General features: G+C 65.2%; 10 protein-coding genes. 6 read left to right on the forward strand and 4 right to left on the reverse strand.

Annotated features, from left to right (window positions below; all coding sequences use genetic code 11):
- Nucleotides 1-333 precede the first annotated feature (333 nt).
- The 3 genes from era to lepB all read right to left on the reverse strand — a co-directional run bounded on the left by era (nt 334) and on the right by lepB (nt 3,006).
- Nucleotides 334-1,257: a GTPase Era gene (era, locus tag C8J39_RS10985; protein WP_243650066.1), complete on the reverse strand. Its 924-nt coding sequence runs from the start codon at nt 1,255-1,257 to the stop codon at nt 334-336.
- 280 nt (nt 1,258-1,537) lie between these two features.
- The gene (gene rnc / locus C8J39_RS10990) at nt 1,538-2,200 is read right to left on the reverse strand and encodes a ribonuclease III (protein ID WP_107954640.1); all 663 of its coding nucleotides are present in this window, start codon (nt 2,198-2,200) and stop codon (nt 1,538-1,540) included.
- The gene (gene lepB, locus C8J39_RS10995; protein WP_120300559.1) at nt 2,197-3,006 is read right to left on the reverse strand and encodes a signal peptidase I; all 810 of its coding nucleotides are present in this window, start codon (nt 3,004-3,006) and stop codon (nt 2,197-2,199) included. Before lepB ends, rnc begins: the two co-directional genes overlap by 4 nt.
- A gap of 125 nt (nt 3,007-3,131) precedes the next feature.
- Here lepB and pgi point away from each other — a divergent pair, with 125 nt between their 5' ends.
- The 3 genes from pgi to gorA all read left to right on the forward strand — a co-directional run bounded on the left by pgi (nt 3,132) and on the right by gorA (nt 6,625).
- Nucleotides 3,132-4,622: a glucose-6-phosphate isomerase gene (pgi, locus tag C8J39_RS11000; protein ID WP_120300560.1), complete on the forward strand. Its 1,491-nt coding sequence runs from the start codon at nt 3,132-3,134 to the stop codon at nt 4,620-4,622.
- 143 nt (nt 4,623-4,765) lie between these two features.
- Nucleotides 4,766-5,143, forward strand: coding sequence for a DUF4174 domain-containing protein (locus C8J39_RS11005; RefSeq protein WP_183037985.1), 378 nt, complete (start codon nt 4,766-4,768; stop codon nt 5,141-5,143).
- Between the two features lie 108 nt (nt 5,144-5,251).
- Entirely contained in the window at nt 5,252-6,625 is a 1,374-nt protein-coding gene (gene gorA / locus C8J39_RS11010) for a glutathione-disulfide reductase (RefSeq protein ID WP_120300561.1), read from the forward strand.
- 82 nt (nt 6,626-6,707) lie between these two features.
- On the opposite strand, the gene C8J39_RS11015 is transcribed toward gorA, so the two are convergent.
- Complete coding sequence (locus C8J39_RS11015; RefSeq protein ID WP_120300912.1) at nt 6,708-7,499, reverse strand: enoyl-CoA hydratase/isomerase family protein; 792 nt, start codon at nt 7,497-7,499, stop codon at nt 6,708-6,710.
- Between the two features lie 324 nt (nt 7,500-7,823).
- On the opposite strand from C8J39_RS11015, the gene C8J39_RS11020 reads away from it, so the two are divergent.
- From C8J39_RS11020 to C8J39_RS11030, 3 genes are all read left to right on the forward strand, one after another.
- Nucleotides 7,824-10,769, forward strand: a complete 2,946-nt coding sequence (locus C8J39_RS11020; RefSeq protein WP_243650063.1) for a carboxypeptidase regulatory-like domain-containing protein — start codon at nt 7,824-7,826, stop codon at nt 10,767-10,769.
- A gap of 75 nt (nt 10,770-10,844) precedes the next feature.
- Nucleotides 10,845-12,293, forward strand: coding sequence for a glucoamylase family protein (locus C8J39_RS11025; RefSeq protein ID WP_120300562.1), 1,449 nt, complete (start codon nt 10,845-10,847; stop codon nt 12,291-12,293).
- A 65-nt stretch (nt 12,294-12,358) separates the two neighbouring features.
- On the forward strand, nt 12,359-13,555 hold the full coding sequence (locus C8J39_RS11030) for an acetyl-CoA C-acyltransferase (protein WP_120300563.1): 1,197 nt from the start codon (nt 12,359-12,361) through the stop codon (nt 13,553-13,555).
- The last annotated feature ends 112 nt before the right edge of the window (nt 13,556-13,667 follow it).

The raw sequence follows: 13,667 nt of genomic DNA on the forward strand, positions 1-13,667 counted from the left end.
TTTGTATTTTCGTCGCCTACCAATTCCTCAAACCGGCGCACTCGCGGCGGCGGAGAGTGGTCTGCGCCTGTTGACTCAGGCCGCGATAGAGAAGCGGTCGCTACGCCACATCGCCCCCCCCGGCGAAGGCCGGGGTCCAATTGGAGAGGTCGCAGTAACTACGCACTGCCCGCCGTTATGGGCGTCCCCCAATTGGGCCCCGGCCTTCGCCGGGGTGGTGGTGGGTTGGCGACTTCTGCGCGCCTCGTGAGCGACGGAAGATTTGTTCTCCCGCGAAGGCGGGAGTCCAGTCTGGGCCCCCGCCTTTGCGGGGGAACAGTCTCTTCGGTGAGGTCAGTCGACCCAGTCGAGGCCCATGTCGCGGTAGACTTCGCGGTCTTCGTCCCAGCCGGGTTTTACCTTTACGTGCAGGTACAGGTGGACGGGCTTGCCGGTGATCGAGGAGAGTTCGATGCGCGAGCGGGCGCCGATTTCCTTGATGCGGACGCCGCCCTTGCCGAGCACGATCGCGCGCTGGGTGGGGCGTTCGACGAGGATCTGCTGGTGGATTTCCAACGAGCCGTCCTGGCGCTCGATATACTGTTCGGTCTCGATCGTGCTCGCATAGGGGAGCTCGGCGTGGAGCTGGAGATAGAGCTGCTCGCGCGTGACTTCGGACGCCAGTGCGCGCTCGGTCGAGTCGGATACCTGGTCTTCGGGATAGTGCCACGGACCTTCTGGCATCGCCTTGGCGAGCTCCGTCTTGAAGTGGGCGAGGCCGTCGCCAGTGCCGGCGCTGATGAAGAACGTCTCGGCGAACGGCAGCAGCGCGTTCAGTTTCTCGGCGTGGATCAGCAACTTGGTCTTGTCGGCGAGATCGACCTTGTTGAGGATCAGCCAGATCGGCTCGGTGCGGCCTACCAGCGACTCGACGATGGTCGTGACCTTGCCGCCGATCCCGCCCTTTGCGTCGACCACCAGCGCGATGATGTCGGAGCCTTCCGCACCGCCCCAGGCGGCGGCGACCATCGCGCGGTCGAAGCGGCGCTTGGGCTCGAAGATGCCGGGGGTGTCGACGAGCAGGATCTGCGTGTCGCCTTCGATCGAGACGCCCATGAGCTTCGCGCGCGTCGTCTGCGCCTTCGGGCTGACGATGGCGACCTTCTGGCCGACGAGCGCGTTGACGAGCGTCGACTTACCCGCATTCGGCGCGCCGACGATGGCGACTAGGCCGCAATGCTTGGGGGTGGAGATTTCAGGCGTGGTAGGTTCGGTCACTTAGGCTCTTTTCGGCATCGGGATATTCGGGGACGGTCATACAGACAAAACGCCCTCGCGTCATTCCCGCCAAACTGCGGCCTCACTCGCCAGCGCGTCGGGCGCAGTCCGAGAAGGAGAAATGGTTCACGCGGAGGCGCGGAGCCGCGGAGATGGTGTGCATGGGGCTTGCGTCATCTGCAATTATGCACCGCCGATTATCTCGGAGGCGTTCGGGGCAAGTCCGGAGTTCCAATCGCACCGCCTCCGCGGCTCCGCGTCTCCGCGTGAACCAACCTTCTTAGCCGAGCTTCTCGAGCAGCGCCTTGGCCGCGGCCGTTTCGGCTTCCTGTTTGCTGGAGCCGGTCGCGGTCGCTTCGGCTAGCTTGCCGACTGACACCAGCATCGTGAATTTCGGGGCGTGGCCGGGGCCGGTGCGTTCGACGATGGTGTATTCGGGGGGCTTGCGGTTGTGGGCGGCGGCCCATTCCTGGAGGGCGGACTTGGGGTGTTGCGGGGCTTTTGCGCCGGCTTGGACGCGATCACCCCAGGCGCCGCGGACGAAGGCGCGGGCGGCATCGAGGCCGGCTTCCTGGTACCAGGCGCCGATCAGCGCCTCCATCACGTCGCCGAGCACGTTGTCGCTGTCGCTCGCGCCGTCGTCGCGGGCCTGTTTGCCGAGCTTGAGGTGCGCGCGGACGCCGAGTTCGCGCGCGACGTCGGCGCAGACGGGGCCGGTGACGAGTGCGTTGAGGCGTTTCGACAGCGAGCCCTCGGGGTCGGTCGCGAACAGTTCATAAAGCCATTCGGCGATGATCAGGCCGAGCACGCGGTCGCCGAGGAACTCGAGACGCTCGTAGTTCGCCGCGGCCTGGCTGCCGTGCGTCAGCGCGCGCTCATAGGGGGCGAGGTTGGTCGGTGCGCGGCCGAAGAGCGTCTTCAGCCAGCCGGCGAGGTCGCTCAAAAGCCTTCCCCGATACGGCTCCAGCGCGCGGCACTGACCCACGTCCAGGGCTTCAGCCATTCGGCGTCGCCGTCGGTCGAGAAGAAGTTGACGACCGCCTTGCCCTCGACGTTCTCGAGCGGGACGTAGCCCATGCCTTGCGGTGCGGGGAACCGGCTGTCGCCGCTGTCGTCGCGGTTGTCGCCCATCACGAAAATGTGGCCGGCGGGGATCGTATAGAGCCCGGTGTCGTCGCGATCGGGGAGTTCGGCCTGGTCGAGGACTTCGTAGCTGCGGCCGCCCGGGAGCGTTTCGCGGAAGCGCGGGTAGCGGCAGATCTGGACGTTCGCGACGACGTCGACGTACGGCGCGCCGCATTTCTCGGCGTTGAAGTTCTCGGTCAGCGGGATCGTGAAGTCGGCGATGCGGAGCTTCGGGATCGCCTTGCCGTTGAGGTATACGGTGCCCTGGCGCATCTGGACGGTCTCGCCGGGGAGGCCGATGACGCGCTTGATGACGTCGTGGTCGAGCACTTCGGGTGCGCGGAAGACGACGACGTCGCCGCGGGTCGGCGTGCTGCCGAAGATGCGGCCGGGGATCAGCGGGATGCCCGCGGGGAGCGACCAGCGCGAATAGCCGTAGTTCCACTTCGAGACGAAGAGATAGTCGCCGATCAGCAGCCGGGGCAGCATCGATTCGGACGGAATGCTGAACGGCGCGAAGATGAAGCTGCGCAGGATCAGCACGACCACCGCCAGCTTCAGGAGAAAGCGGAAGGTCTCGCTCGTTTCCGAACGTACGGGTTTGGTCTTCACGTCATTTGCCATCCGCGCGGGTTTGCTCAACCTGCGCCTATCGTCAAGCGTGTGCGGGATACGTGTCACCGAAAGAGCGTTGTCGCGGTCTCGCGCTTGCAGCATGACCGGCGCGCACGTCTATTCGGAGAAGTAGCATGACCGCCGACTGGTCCAAGATCGAAGCCCTGCCCGCCACCAAGCTGACCGACCTGTTCGCAGCGGACTCGGAGCGCCTCTCGAAGCTAAGCCTCGACGTCGCGGGGATCCACTTCGACTGGTCGAAGACGCACCTGACGACGGACATGGTGACCGCGTTCGAGGAGATGGCGAAGGCGCAGGACCTGGCCGGCAAGCGTCAGGCGCTGTTCTCGGGCGAGGTCGTCAACGTCACCGAGGGCCGCGCGGTCGAACACACCGCCGAGCGCGGCGAGGGCAAGCCCGAGAGCGTCGCGATCGCGCAGGCGAGCCACCAGCGGATGCGGACGCTGATCGATGCGATCGAGGCCGAGGCGCTGGGTCCGGTGCGGCATATCCTGCACGTCGGGATCGGTGGATCGGCGCTGGGGCCGCAGTTGCTGGTCGATGCGCTGGGGCGTGACGACAAAAGGTACGACGTGGCGATCGTCGCCAATGTCGACGGCGTCGCGCTGGAGGACGTGTTCGCGAAGTTCGATCCGGCGGCGACGTTGCTGGTGGTCGCGTCGAAGACTTTTACGACGACCGAGACGCTGATGAACGCCGAAAGCGTGCTGCAGTGGATGACCGAGCATAATGTCGAGGATCCGTATGGCCGCGTGATCGCGCTGACCGCGTCGCCCGAAAAGGCGATGGAATGGGGCGTCGACGAGACGCGCATCCTGCCGTTCGCGGAGAGCGTCGGTGGGCGCTATTCGCTGTGGTCGACGATCGGGTTCCCCGCGGCGATCGCGCTGGGTTGGGACCGGTTCGAGGAGCTGCTCGAAGGTGCGGCTGAGATGGATCGGCATTTCCGGCTTTCGGCTCTGCATGAGAACGCGCCGGCGCTCGCGGCGTTCGCCGACCTGTATTACACGCAGATCCGCCATGCCGAGACGCGCGCGCCGTTCGCGTATGACGAGCGGTTGCGGTTGCTGCCGAGCTATCTCCAGCAGTTGGAGATGGAGTCGAACGGCAAGTCTGTGACGGTCGACGGTCAGCCGCTCGGGCGGCCGTCGGCGGCGATCACTTGGGGTGGCGTCGGTACGGAGGCGCAGCATGCGGTGTTCCAGTTGCTTCACCAGGGTACGCATCTCGTGCCGGTCGAGTTCATCGCGGTGATCGAGCCGGGCGATACGTTGCCCGAGGAGCATCACCGGGCGCTGTTGCTGAATGCGTTCGCGCAGGGTGCGGCGTTGATGGCGGGCAAGCAGGTCGAGGATCCGGCGCGGAGCTATTCGGGCGATCGGCCGTCTTCGACGTTGCTGCTCGACGATCTGGATGCGCGCACGCTGGGCGCGCTGATCGCGTTTTATGAGCACCGGGTGTTCGTGAATGGCGTCCTGCTGGGGATCAACTCGTTCGATCAGTTCGGGGTCGAGCTGGGGAAGGAAATGGCGAAGGCGGCTGAGAAGGGCGGGCAGACGTTCGATCCTTCGACGGACGACCTGATCAAGCGCGCGTTCGGGTAATTCCGAGAGGAAACCTCTTTCTTGTTCCCCCGCGGAGGCGGGGGCCCAGGATACCAGCCACAGCGCTTGTGACCCTGGGCTCCCGCCTTCGCGGGAGAACTAGAGGCGCGGGAGAACTGGAGAGGCTGAGGCGTTACATCCTCATGCCTCTACTCCTTGCCATCGCGCTCGCAGCCTCACCCACCGTCGCGCAGATGAAGTGGGAGCGGCGGATATTGATCGTGTCCGCCCCAGCCGCTGATGATCCCGCACTCGCCGAGCAACGCCGCGTTCTCGCCGCGTGGAAGAGCAGCGCCGCCGCCCGCGATCTCACCGTTGTCGAAATCGTTGGAGACACGGTCCGGGGCGCGGGCGACCCAGCAGCAGCGCTCCGCCGCAAATATCACCTCCCTGTCGCCTTCACCGCGATCCTGATCGGCAAGGACGGTGGCGAGAAACTGCGTAGTGCCAAGCCCTTCCCCGCCGCCGCGCTGGAGGCGACGATCGATGCGATGCCGATGCGCAAGGCTGGGCAGCGATAGGCTTAGACGATCAGCGTGATCGCCGCGCCGGGGTTGCCGCCTCGCGCCCCCTGCCCCAGATGGCATGCAAGCCGCTCACCAGCGGCACGCGACCTACGAGGACTGCCCGTGACCGAGACCAAATCCGCGACCGATACCCCATTCGACTATGACCTGTTCGTCATCGGCGCAGGCTCGGGCGGGACGCGTGCGTCGCGCGTTGCCGCGGCGCACGGTGCACGCGTTGCGGTCGCGGAGGAATACCGTGTCGGCGGCACCTGCGTGATCCGTGGCTGCGTGCCGAAGAAGCTGCTGATCTACGGCGCGCATTTTGCCGAGGATCTGAAGGACGCCAAGCGTTTCGGCTGGCAGGTGCCCGACGATTGCGCGTTCAGTTGGCCGACGCTGCGCGACAACGTGATGGAGGAGGTCGACCGGATCAACGGCGCCTACACGACCACGCTGCAGAACAATCACGTCGACATCATCCACCAGCGCGCGGTCGTCTCCGGGCCGAATGAAGTCACGCTCGCCGATGGCACCACGAAGACCGCCGCGAAGATCCTGATCGCGGTCGGCGCGCATCCGCTGGTGCCCGAATTCCCCGGTGCCGAGCACGGCATCACGTCGAACGAGGTGTTCCACCTCGACGATGTGCCGAAGCGCGTGCTGATTGCCGGTGCGGGGTATATCGCCAACGAGTTCGCTGGGATCTTCCACCAGTTCGGATCGCACGTGACGCTGGTCAACCGGACCGACGTGATCCTGCGCGGCTATGACGAATCGATCCGCGATCGCCTGCTTCAGATCTCGATGAGCAAGGGCATCGACTTCCGCTTCAACGCTGCGTTCGAGAGCATCGAGAAGGATTCGGACGGCTGCCTGACGGTCAAGATGAGCGGCCACGAGCCGATCGTCGTCGATCTCGTGATGTTCGCGACGGGACGCCTGCCCAATACCAAGGGCCTCGGGCTCGACACCGCGGGCGTCGAGATGGACGCGGCGGGCGCCGTGGTCGTCGACGAGGATAATCGGTCGAGCTGCGGCTCGATCTTCGCGGTCGGCGACGTCACCAACCGGATCCAGTTGACCCCGGTCGCGATCCGCGAGGGGCAGGCGTTTGCCGACACCTTCTATGGCAACAAGCCGACGCGGGTCGATTATGCCAACGTACCCGCCGCGGTGTTCAGCCATCCGCCGATGGCGGGCGTCGGCATGACGGAGTCGCAGGCGCGGGAAGCACTCGGCTCGGTAAGGGTGTATTCGAGCGACTTCCGGCCGATGAAGAACGTGCTGGCGGGCCGCAACGAGCGCTCGCTGTACAAGATGATCTGCGACGGCGAGACCGACCGGGTTGTGGGGATTCATATGATCGGGCCGGACTGTCCGGAGATCCTGCAATCGGCTGCGGTGGCGGTGAAGGCCGGGCTTACCAAGGCCGATTTCGACGCGACGGTCGCGCTGCATCCGACGATGGCGGAAGAGCTTGTCTTGATGAAGTGAGGGGCAGGTTGCGCTTCGAGCTTGTTCTACCGCGAAGGTGGTAGCCCAGACTGGGCCCCCGCCTTCGCGGGGGAACATGTTTTCAGGTGCCCGTGAAATTACCCGGACGGCGTTCGCTGACCGCCCGGACGCCTTCCGCAAAGTCGTTGGTTTTCTGCAACCAGGCCTGTTCGGCGAGTTCGTGATCGGTCTGTGACTGGACCAGCGCGAACAAGTCTCCGCGCATCGTCTTGCGTGTAGACCCCACGGCTAGCGGTGCTCCGGCCGCGATCTCCCTTGCGAGCGACAGCGCTTCAGCACGCAACTGGTCCGCGGGTACCACCGCGTCCGCCAGCCCCCAGGCCTCCGCCTGCTCGGCGCGGATACGACGCGCGGTCAGGGTCATGAGCAGCGCGCGCTGGCGTCCGATCACGCGCTCCAGCACCGCGGAGATCCCGAAGCCGGGGTGGAAGCCGATCTGGACGAAATTGGCGACGAACTTCGCCTCGGGCGAGGCCACGCGAAAATCGGCGACGAGCGCGAGGCCGAGCCCTGCCCCGACCGCTGCACCCTGGATCGCGGCGACGACCGGCGTCTCGACTGCGAACAGCTTGGCGGCGGCGACGTAGAACGGGTTGCGCTCGCCTTCCGTCCGGTCCGCGGCGACCGGATTGGCGTTGACGAGGTCCGCGCCCGCACAGAACACCTTGCCCTCGGATTGCAGCACGATCGCGCGCACGTCGCGGTCGGCATCCGCGGCGGCGAACGCAGCCCCGATCGCCTCGATCAGCGCGAGATCGGCAAAGTTGTGCGGCGGCCGCGCGAACGTGACGATCGCGACATGCGCGTCGCGGGTGACGTCGACGCCGGAAAAACCCAAGGGATCATTGGTCATCTTCAGCCTCATTACTGTCGAACGCGGCTAATATGGGGCGCAAACATGGATTGTGGCGATTATGACACGGACCGTCGCCGAATCCACGCCCGACGTCTTCCAGCCATTGGCAGAGTTCGAGAAGCGAGCGTAGAGCCTCGATCCCGGCAGCGCGACAAAGATCATGGCGCCGGGGCCGTCTTCATCGGGAGCGGCAACCGGAGAGGTCCAGGGCATGGGGTCGCGACCGTCGCGAGCAGCAGCATTCGGCACTGCCATCGGCAGGACAGCCCCGATTGTGCCCAGCCATTTGCCGATCCCGTCCAACACAGGGGACTATTCGACATGAAGACCATGATGGTCGCGGCGCTGCGCGCTGCGCTGGTGACGACGACGATCCTCGGTTCGGCAGTCGCCCTGCCGACCACCGCGACCGCGCAGACGACGACTGCCGCGATCCGCGGACAGGTCCGCGATGCGGCGGGCGCGGCGGTGGCCGGCGCTACCGTAGTGGCGGTGAATACCAGCACCAACCAGACCTTCCGCGCCACGAGCAGCGCGAACGGCAGCTACATCCTCAACGGCCTGCGCCCGGCGCCCTACACGATCACGGTCACCGGACCGAACGGCGACGTCTCGGTGCAACGGATCTCGGTGGGCGTCGGACAGTCGGCGACGCTCGACGCCGTCCTGGCCGCACCCGCGCCAGCGTCCACCACGCAGACGGACACGACCACCGGCGGTGCTGCCAATGACGGTGGCGACATTGTCGTCACCGCCGGACGCCTGGTCGAGACGAAGACCTCCGAAGTCGCGACCAACGTCAGCCAGAACCAGATCCGCATCCTGCCGCAGGGTGATCGCAACTTCCTGACCTTCGCCGCGCTGGCCCCCGGCGTTCGCTACAACGACAGCGAGACCAATAAGGGCATCGTCGCCGGTGCCTCGCCCGCAAGCCAAGTCAACGTGTTCATCGACGGTACCAGCCTGAAGAGCCAGACGCTCGGCGGGATCGCCGGCCAGACCGACAGCCGGGGCAATCCGTTCGGCCAGCTCGCGGTCGGGGAGTTCCGCGTGCTGACGCAGAACTACAAGGCGGAATACGAGCAGGCCGGGTCGGCCATCGTCACGGCGATCACCAAGTCGGGCACCAACGACTTCCACGGCGAGATGTTCGGCCAATATACCGATCGCAGCCTGACCGCGGCCAACATCCTCGATCAGCGTGCCGATCGCGGCAAGCCGAAGTTCGAACGCAAGCAATACGGCATCTCGCTGGGTGGCCCGATCATCAAGGACAAGCTGTTCTTCTTCGGCGCGTACGAAGGCAACGACCAGAACCGTGCATCGAGCGTGACGGTCGGCCAGCGCACACCGGAAAACCTTGCCCGGTTCGGCCAGTATGAAGGCACCTATGTCAGCCCGTATCGCGGCGATTTCTACTTCGGCAAGCTGACCTTCACCCCCGACGAGCGCCAGGTGTTCGACCTGTCGTTCAGCCGCCGCCAGGAGACCGACGTCTCGGGCTTCGGCGCCAATTTCGGCTCCGCCAACATCGCGTATTCGGCGGCGGTCAACAAGATCAACAAGACCGACACCTATACCTATAAATGGACGTACACCGGCGACAGCTTTGTCAACGAAGCTAACCTGACGTATCTCGATGCGGTATATAATCCTTCCTCGCTGAACCCCGACGATCCAAGCTTCGAATATCAGGGCGTCATCACCTTTGGCGGCAAGGATTCGACGCAGCGGATCAGCCAGCAGAGCTATGTCCTGCGCGACGACCTGACGTATAACGGATTGCAGAACCACGCGATCAAGGGTGGCCTGCGGTTCGCATTCCAGGATTACGATTTCACCAAGAACTTCTTCGTCCAGCCGCGCTACTTCTTCCAGAACGACGCGACCAAGGGACTCGATTTCAGCTTCCCGGCGCAGGCGCAGCTTGGTGTCGGCAACCCGCGGATCATCGCCTCCAATTCGCAGCTGGGCGCGTACATTCAGGACGATTGGGACGTCACCGACAAGCTACAGATCAACATCGGCCTGCGCTGGGACTACGAGAGCAACCTGTTCAACAACAAATATCGCACCCCCGCAGCGGCGGTCGCGACGTTGAACGCCCTTCCGAGGACCGAGTATTTCGACCCGGCGAACTACATCACCGACGGCAGCGACCGCCCGACCCGCAAGGACATGTTCCAGCCGCGCATCGGCTTCAGCTACGACGTGAACGACGACCAGCGCACCGTGATCTTCGGCGGATATGGCAAATATTACGATCGCAACGTGTTCAACAACACGCTCGACGAGCAATTCCGCCTGCAATACGCGACCGGCGTCTTCAATTTCTCGCGCGATGGGCAGCCGCGCGACGGGAACCCGACCGTCCGGTGGGATCCACAGTATCTGACCCGCGACGGCCTGCTGGCCTTACGCGCTACCGCACAGACCGGCCTGCCCGACCTGTTCGCGGTCAAGAACAACGCCAAGGCGCCGTCCACCGATCAGTTCAGCTTCGGCGTGCGCCAGAAGTTCGGCGTGTTCCGCGCGTCGGTGACCGGCTCGTACGTTCGCGGCCAGAACGGCTACACGCACCTGTTCGCGACGCGCAACGCAGATGGATCATGCTGCGACACGACGATCCCGCGGGCGAACGGCTTCGGCAACGTCCTGATTGGTTATGATGGCCTGCGGACGCGCTACAAGGCGCTGCTCGTGACGATCGACAAGGATTATACCGTCGCGTCGGGCTGGGGCTTCAATCTCGCCTATACGCTGTCGAAGGCCGAGCAGGACGGCGGAGACCTGTTCAGCCTCGATAAGCCGACGCCGGACCAATATGGCTGGCGGCCGATCGCCGACCAAGACGAGCGCCACCGGATCGTCCTGTCGGGCATCGCCGACCTGCCGCTGGGCTTCCAGTTCTCGACATTGACGACGCTCGGCACCGGCACCGCGTTCCAGTTGCAGGACCAGTCGGCCGGGACCAGCGTCAACCAGCAGGTCATCCGGTCGCTGTACCGGCCGAAGAACTGCCTGGGCAGCGTGTTCGCGTTCTGCGAGGTCAATTTGACGCTGCAGAACAACATCAAGGTGTTCAACACGCATAATATCAACGTCGCGGTCGACCTGCTCAACGCGTTCAACAACAAGAACTACGGCGGCTATTCCGGGTATCTGGGCGTCGGGCAGGCCTATTCGTTCGACCGCACCACCAACGCGCCAACCAACCTCCTGACCCTCCCGCGGCGGATCCAGTTCAGGGTTGGTTACAGGTTCTGATGCGTTAAGGACGGGCGACCCTTCCAGTCGCCCGCCTGACCTCATGGTCGTGGCGTACCCTGATCAGGAGTTCGGATGCTCGATCGACGGCAGTTTCTCGGCACCGGGGCAATCTCGCTCGGTGGACTTACCGCGGGATGCACATCGGTCGGGCGGCCGCTGGTCAAGGCGATCGAGAGCGTTACAGGCACGGCGCCGCCTGCACCGCCGCCGTCCGCCAACCCGCTGATCGACAATCTGCAGGAGCGTGCGTTCCTGTATTTCTGGGACACGACCGATCCGGTCACCGGGCTCGCGCTCGATCGCTGGCCGACGCCGTCCTTCTCGTCGATCGCGGCGGTCGGTTTCGCGCTAACGGCGTATCCGATCGGCGTCGTCAACGGCTGGATCACGCGCGAACAGGCGCGCAAGCGGACGCTGGCGACGATGGAGTTCTTCGCGATCGCACCGATGGGCCCCGAGTCGACCGGTAACAGCGGGTACAAGGGATTCTTCTACCACTTTCTCGGCATCACCAAGGGCCAGCGGTTCGCGCGCGCGGAACTGTCGACGATCGATACCGCGTTGCTGCTCGGCGGGATGCTGTTCGCGCAGAGCTGGTTCGACGGCGATCACCCCGAGGAGCAGCGGATCCGCGCGCTGGCCGACCAGATCTACGGCGCGGTCGACTGGACGTGGATCACGCCGCGTGCGCCGTTCCTGTCGATGGGCTGGCATCCCGAAAGCGGCTTCATCCCGAGCGACTGGAATATCTACAACGAGGGGATGCTGATGTATCTGCTCGCGCTGGGATCGCCGACGCATCCGCTGCCGCCATCGACCTGGGGGGCGCTGACCGAAAAGTTCGAGCCGTCGTGGCGCGGCGATCATCTCCATTATCCGCCGATGTTCGTGCACCAGTACAGCCACGTCTGGGTCGATTTCCGCGGCATCCGCGACGCGTATATCGCGACCAAGGGCATCGATTATTTCGAGAACAGCAAGCGCGCGACGATCGCACAGCGCGACTATGCGATCGCCAATGCGGGCGGATTCGCCGGCTACGGCCCCGACATCTGGGGACTGACCGCGTGCGACGGTCCCGGCGACTTCAAGGCGACGATTGGCGGGCGCGTGCGGGAGTTCTTCAGTTACTCCGAACGCGGGCCCGGCGCGCGCGACGACGGTACGCTCGCACCTACCGCTGCGGTCGGGTCGATCGTGTTTGCGCCGGATCTCGTCATCCCCACGATCACCGCGATGCACGATCGATACGGCAGGGGGATCTACGGCAAATACGGGTTCTTCGACGCCTTCAACCCGACGCTGACCGAGATGGGCGAACCGCTCAAGCATGGTCGGATCGTGCCCGGCGTGGGCTGGGTCGACAACGACTACCTCGGGATCGACCAGGGCCCGATCGTCGCGATGATCGAGAATTGGCGAACCGGCATGGTCTGGAACACGATGCGGCGGAACCCGCATATCCGACGCGGGCTGGACCGTGCCGGATTTACCGGGGGATGGCTCGCGCGCGTTCCTTAAGGGGTTTCGCCGCCGCGCCGGAAAGCCTAGGTCGAGTGCATACCCGATCCTCGAAAGGTTCCAGCATGCGTGAAGCCGCCATCGTCTCGACCGCCCGTACCGCTATCGGCAAGGCGTATCGTGGTGCGTTCAATGCGACCGAGGCGCCGGTGCTGGCGGGGCATGTGATGAATGCCGTCGTCGAGCGCGCGGGGATCGATCCGGCGCGGATCGACGAGGTGTTCTGGGGGGTCGGCAATCAATGGGGTACGCAGGGCGGGAACGCCGGGCGGATGGCGATCTTCGCGGGCGGGCTGCCCGAGTCGGTGCCGGCGTTCACGCTCGACCGGAAGTGCGGGTCGGGGCTGACCGCGGTGGCGCTCGCGGCGCGGACGATCATGTGCGACGAGGCGGATGTCGCGCTGGCGGGCGGGATGGAGTCGATCAGCTATACCGTGACGAAGGACGCGCCGCGGTTCGTCAATGCGAGCGTCGTGGCGAAGGAGCCCGCGGCGTATATCCCGATGATCGAGACCGCGGAGATCGTCGCGGAGAAATACGGGATCAGCCGTGAAGCGCAGGACGAGTATGCCGCGATGAGCCAGCAGCGTGCTGCCGCCGGGCTGGCGAGCGGAGCGTTCGCCGAGGAGATCGTGCCGATCACGGTGGAGAAGGCGCTGTACGACAAGCAGGGCGCGCATGCCGGGATCGAGAGCGTCACCTTGTCGCAGGACGAGGGCATTCGCGCCGGCACCACGCTGGAGGGATTGCGCGGGCTGAAGACGGTGTGGCCAGGCGGCGAGTTCTCGGGGCCGGGATCGAGCGTGACTGCGGGCAATGCGAGCCAGCTGTCGGACGGGGCATCTGCGCAACTGCTGATGGATCGCAAGACGGCCGAGGCCGAGGGCAAGGATATCCTCGGCATCTATCGCGGGTTCCAGGCGGCGGGGTGCAGCCCGGCGGAAATGGGGATCGGGCCGATTTTCGCGATTCCGAAACTGCTCGAGCGGGCAGGGTTGTCGGTTTGTGACATCGGGCTGTGGGAGCTGAACGAGGCGTTCGCGTCGCAGTGCCTGTATTGTCGCGATTTCCTCGGGATCGATCCGGAGAAGTACAACGTCAACGGCGGCGCGATCGCGGTCGGGCACCCGTTCGGGATGACGGGGTCGCGGCTGGTCGGGCATGCGCTGATCGAGGGACGCAAGCGTGGCGTGCGTTATGTCGTGGTGTCGATGTGCACCGCGGGGGGCATGGGCGCGGCGGGGTTGTTCGAGATCGTTTGACGCCGGCGCCGATGGAGGCGTGCCCTCACCCTTCCCACGGCGAAGACGTCGCGGGCCCCTTCCCTCTCCCCGATGGGAGAGGGTGTAGTTGCCAAGACATCGGCGGCGGCGC

Source organism: Sphingomonas sp. PP-CC-1A-547, assembly GCF_003610375.1.
GTDB lineage: Bacteria > Pseudomonadota > Alphaproteobacteria > Sphingomonadales > Sphingomonadaceae > Sphingomonas.

Bases quoted from the DNA above. Each gene is read 5' to 3' on its own strand.
- lepB (WP_120300559.1), bottom strand. From the start codon at position 3,006: ATGGCAAATGACGTGAAGACCAAACCCGTACGTTCGGAAACGAGCGAG.
- pgi (WP_120300560.1), top strand. From the start codon at position 3,132: ATGACCGCCGACTGGTCCAAGATCGAAGCCCTGCCCGCCACCAAGCTG.
- C8J39_RS11005 (WP_183037985.1), top strand. From the start codon at position 4,766: ATGCCTCTACTCCTTGCCATCGCGCTCGCAGCCTCACCCACCGTCGCG.
- C8J39_RS11015 (WP_120300912.1), bottom strand. From the start codon at position 7,499: ATGACCAATGATCCCTTGGGTTTTTCCGGCGTCGACGTCACCCGCGAC.
- C8J39_RS11020 (WP_243650063.1), top strand. From the start codon at position 7,824: ATGAAGACCATGATGGTCGCGGCGCTGCGCGCTGCGCTGGTGACGACG.
- C8J39_RS11025 (WP_120300562.1), top strand. From the start codon at position 10,845: ATGCTCGATCGACGGCAGTTTCTCGGCACCGGGGCAATCTCGCTCGGT.
- C8J39_RS11030 (WP_120300563.1), top strand. From the start codon at position 12,359: ATGCGTGAAGCCGCCATCGTCTCGACCGCCCGTACCGCTATCGGCAAG.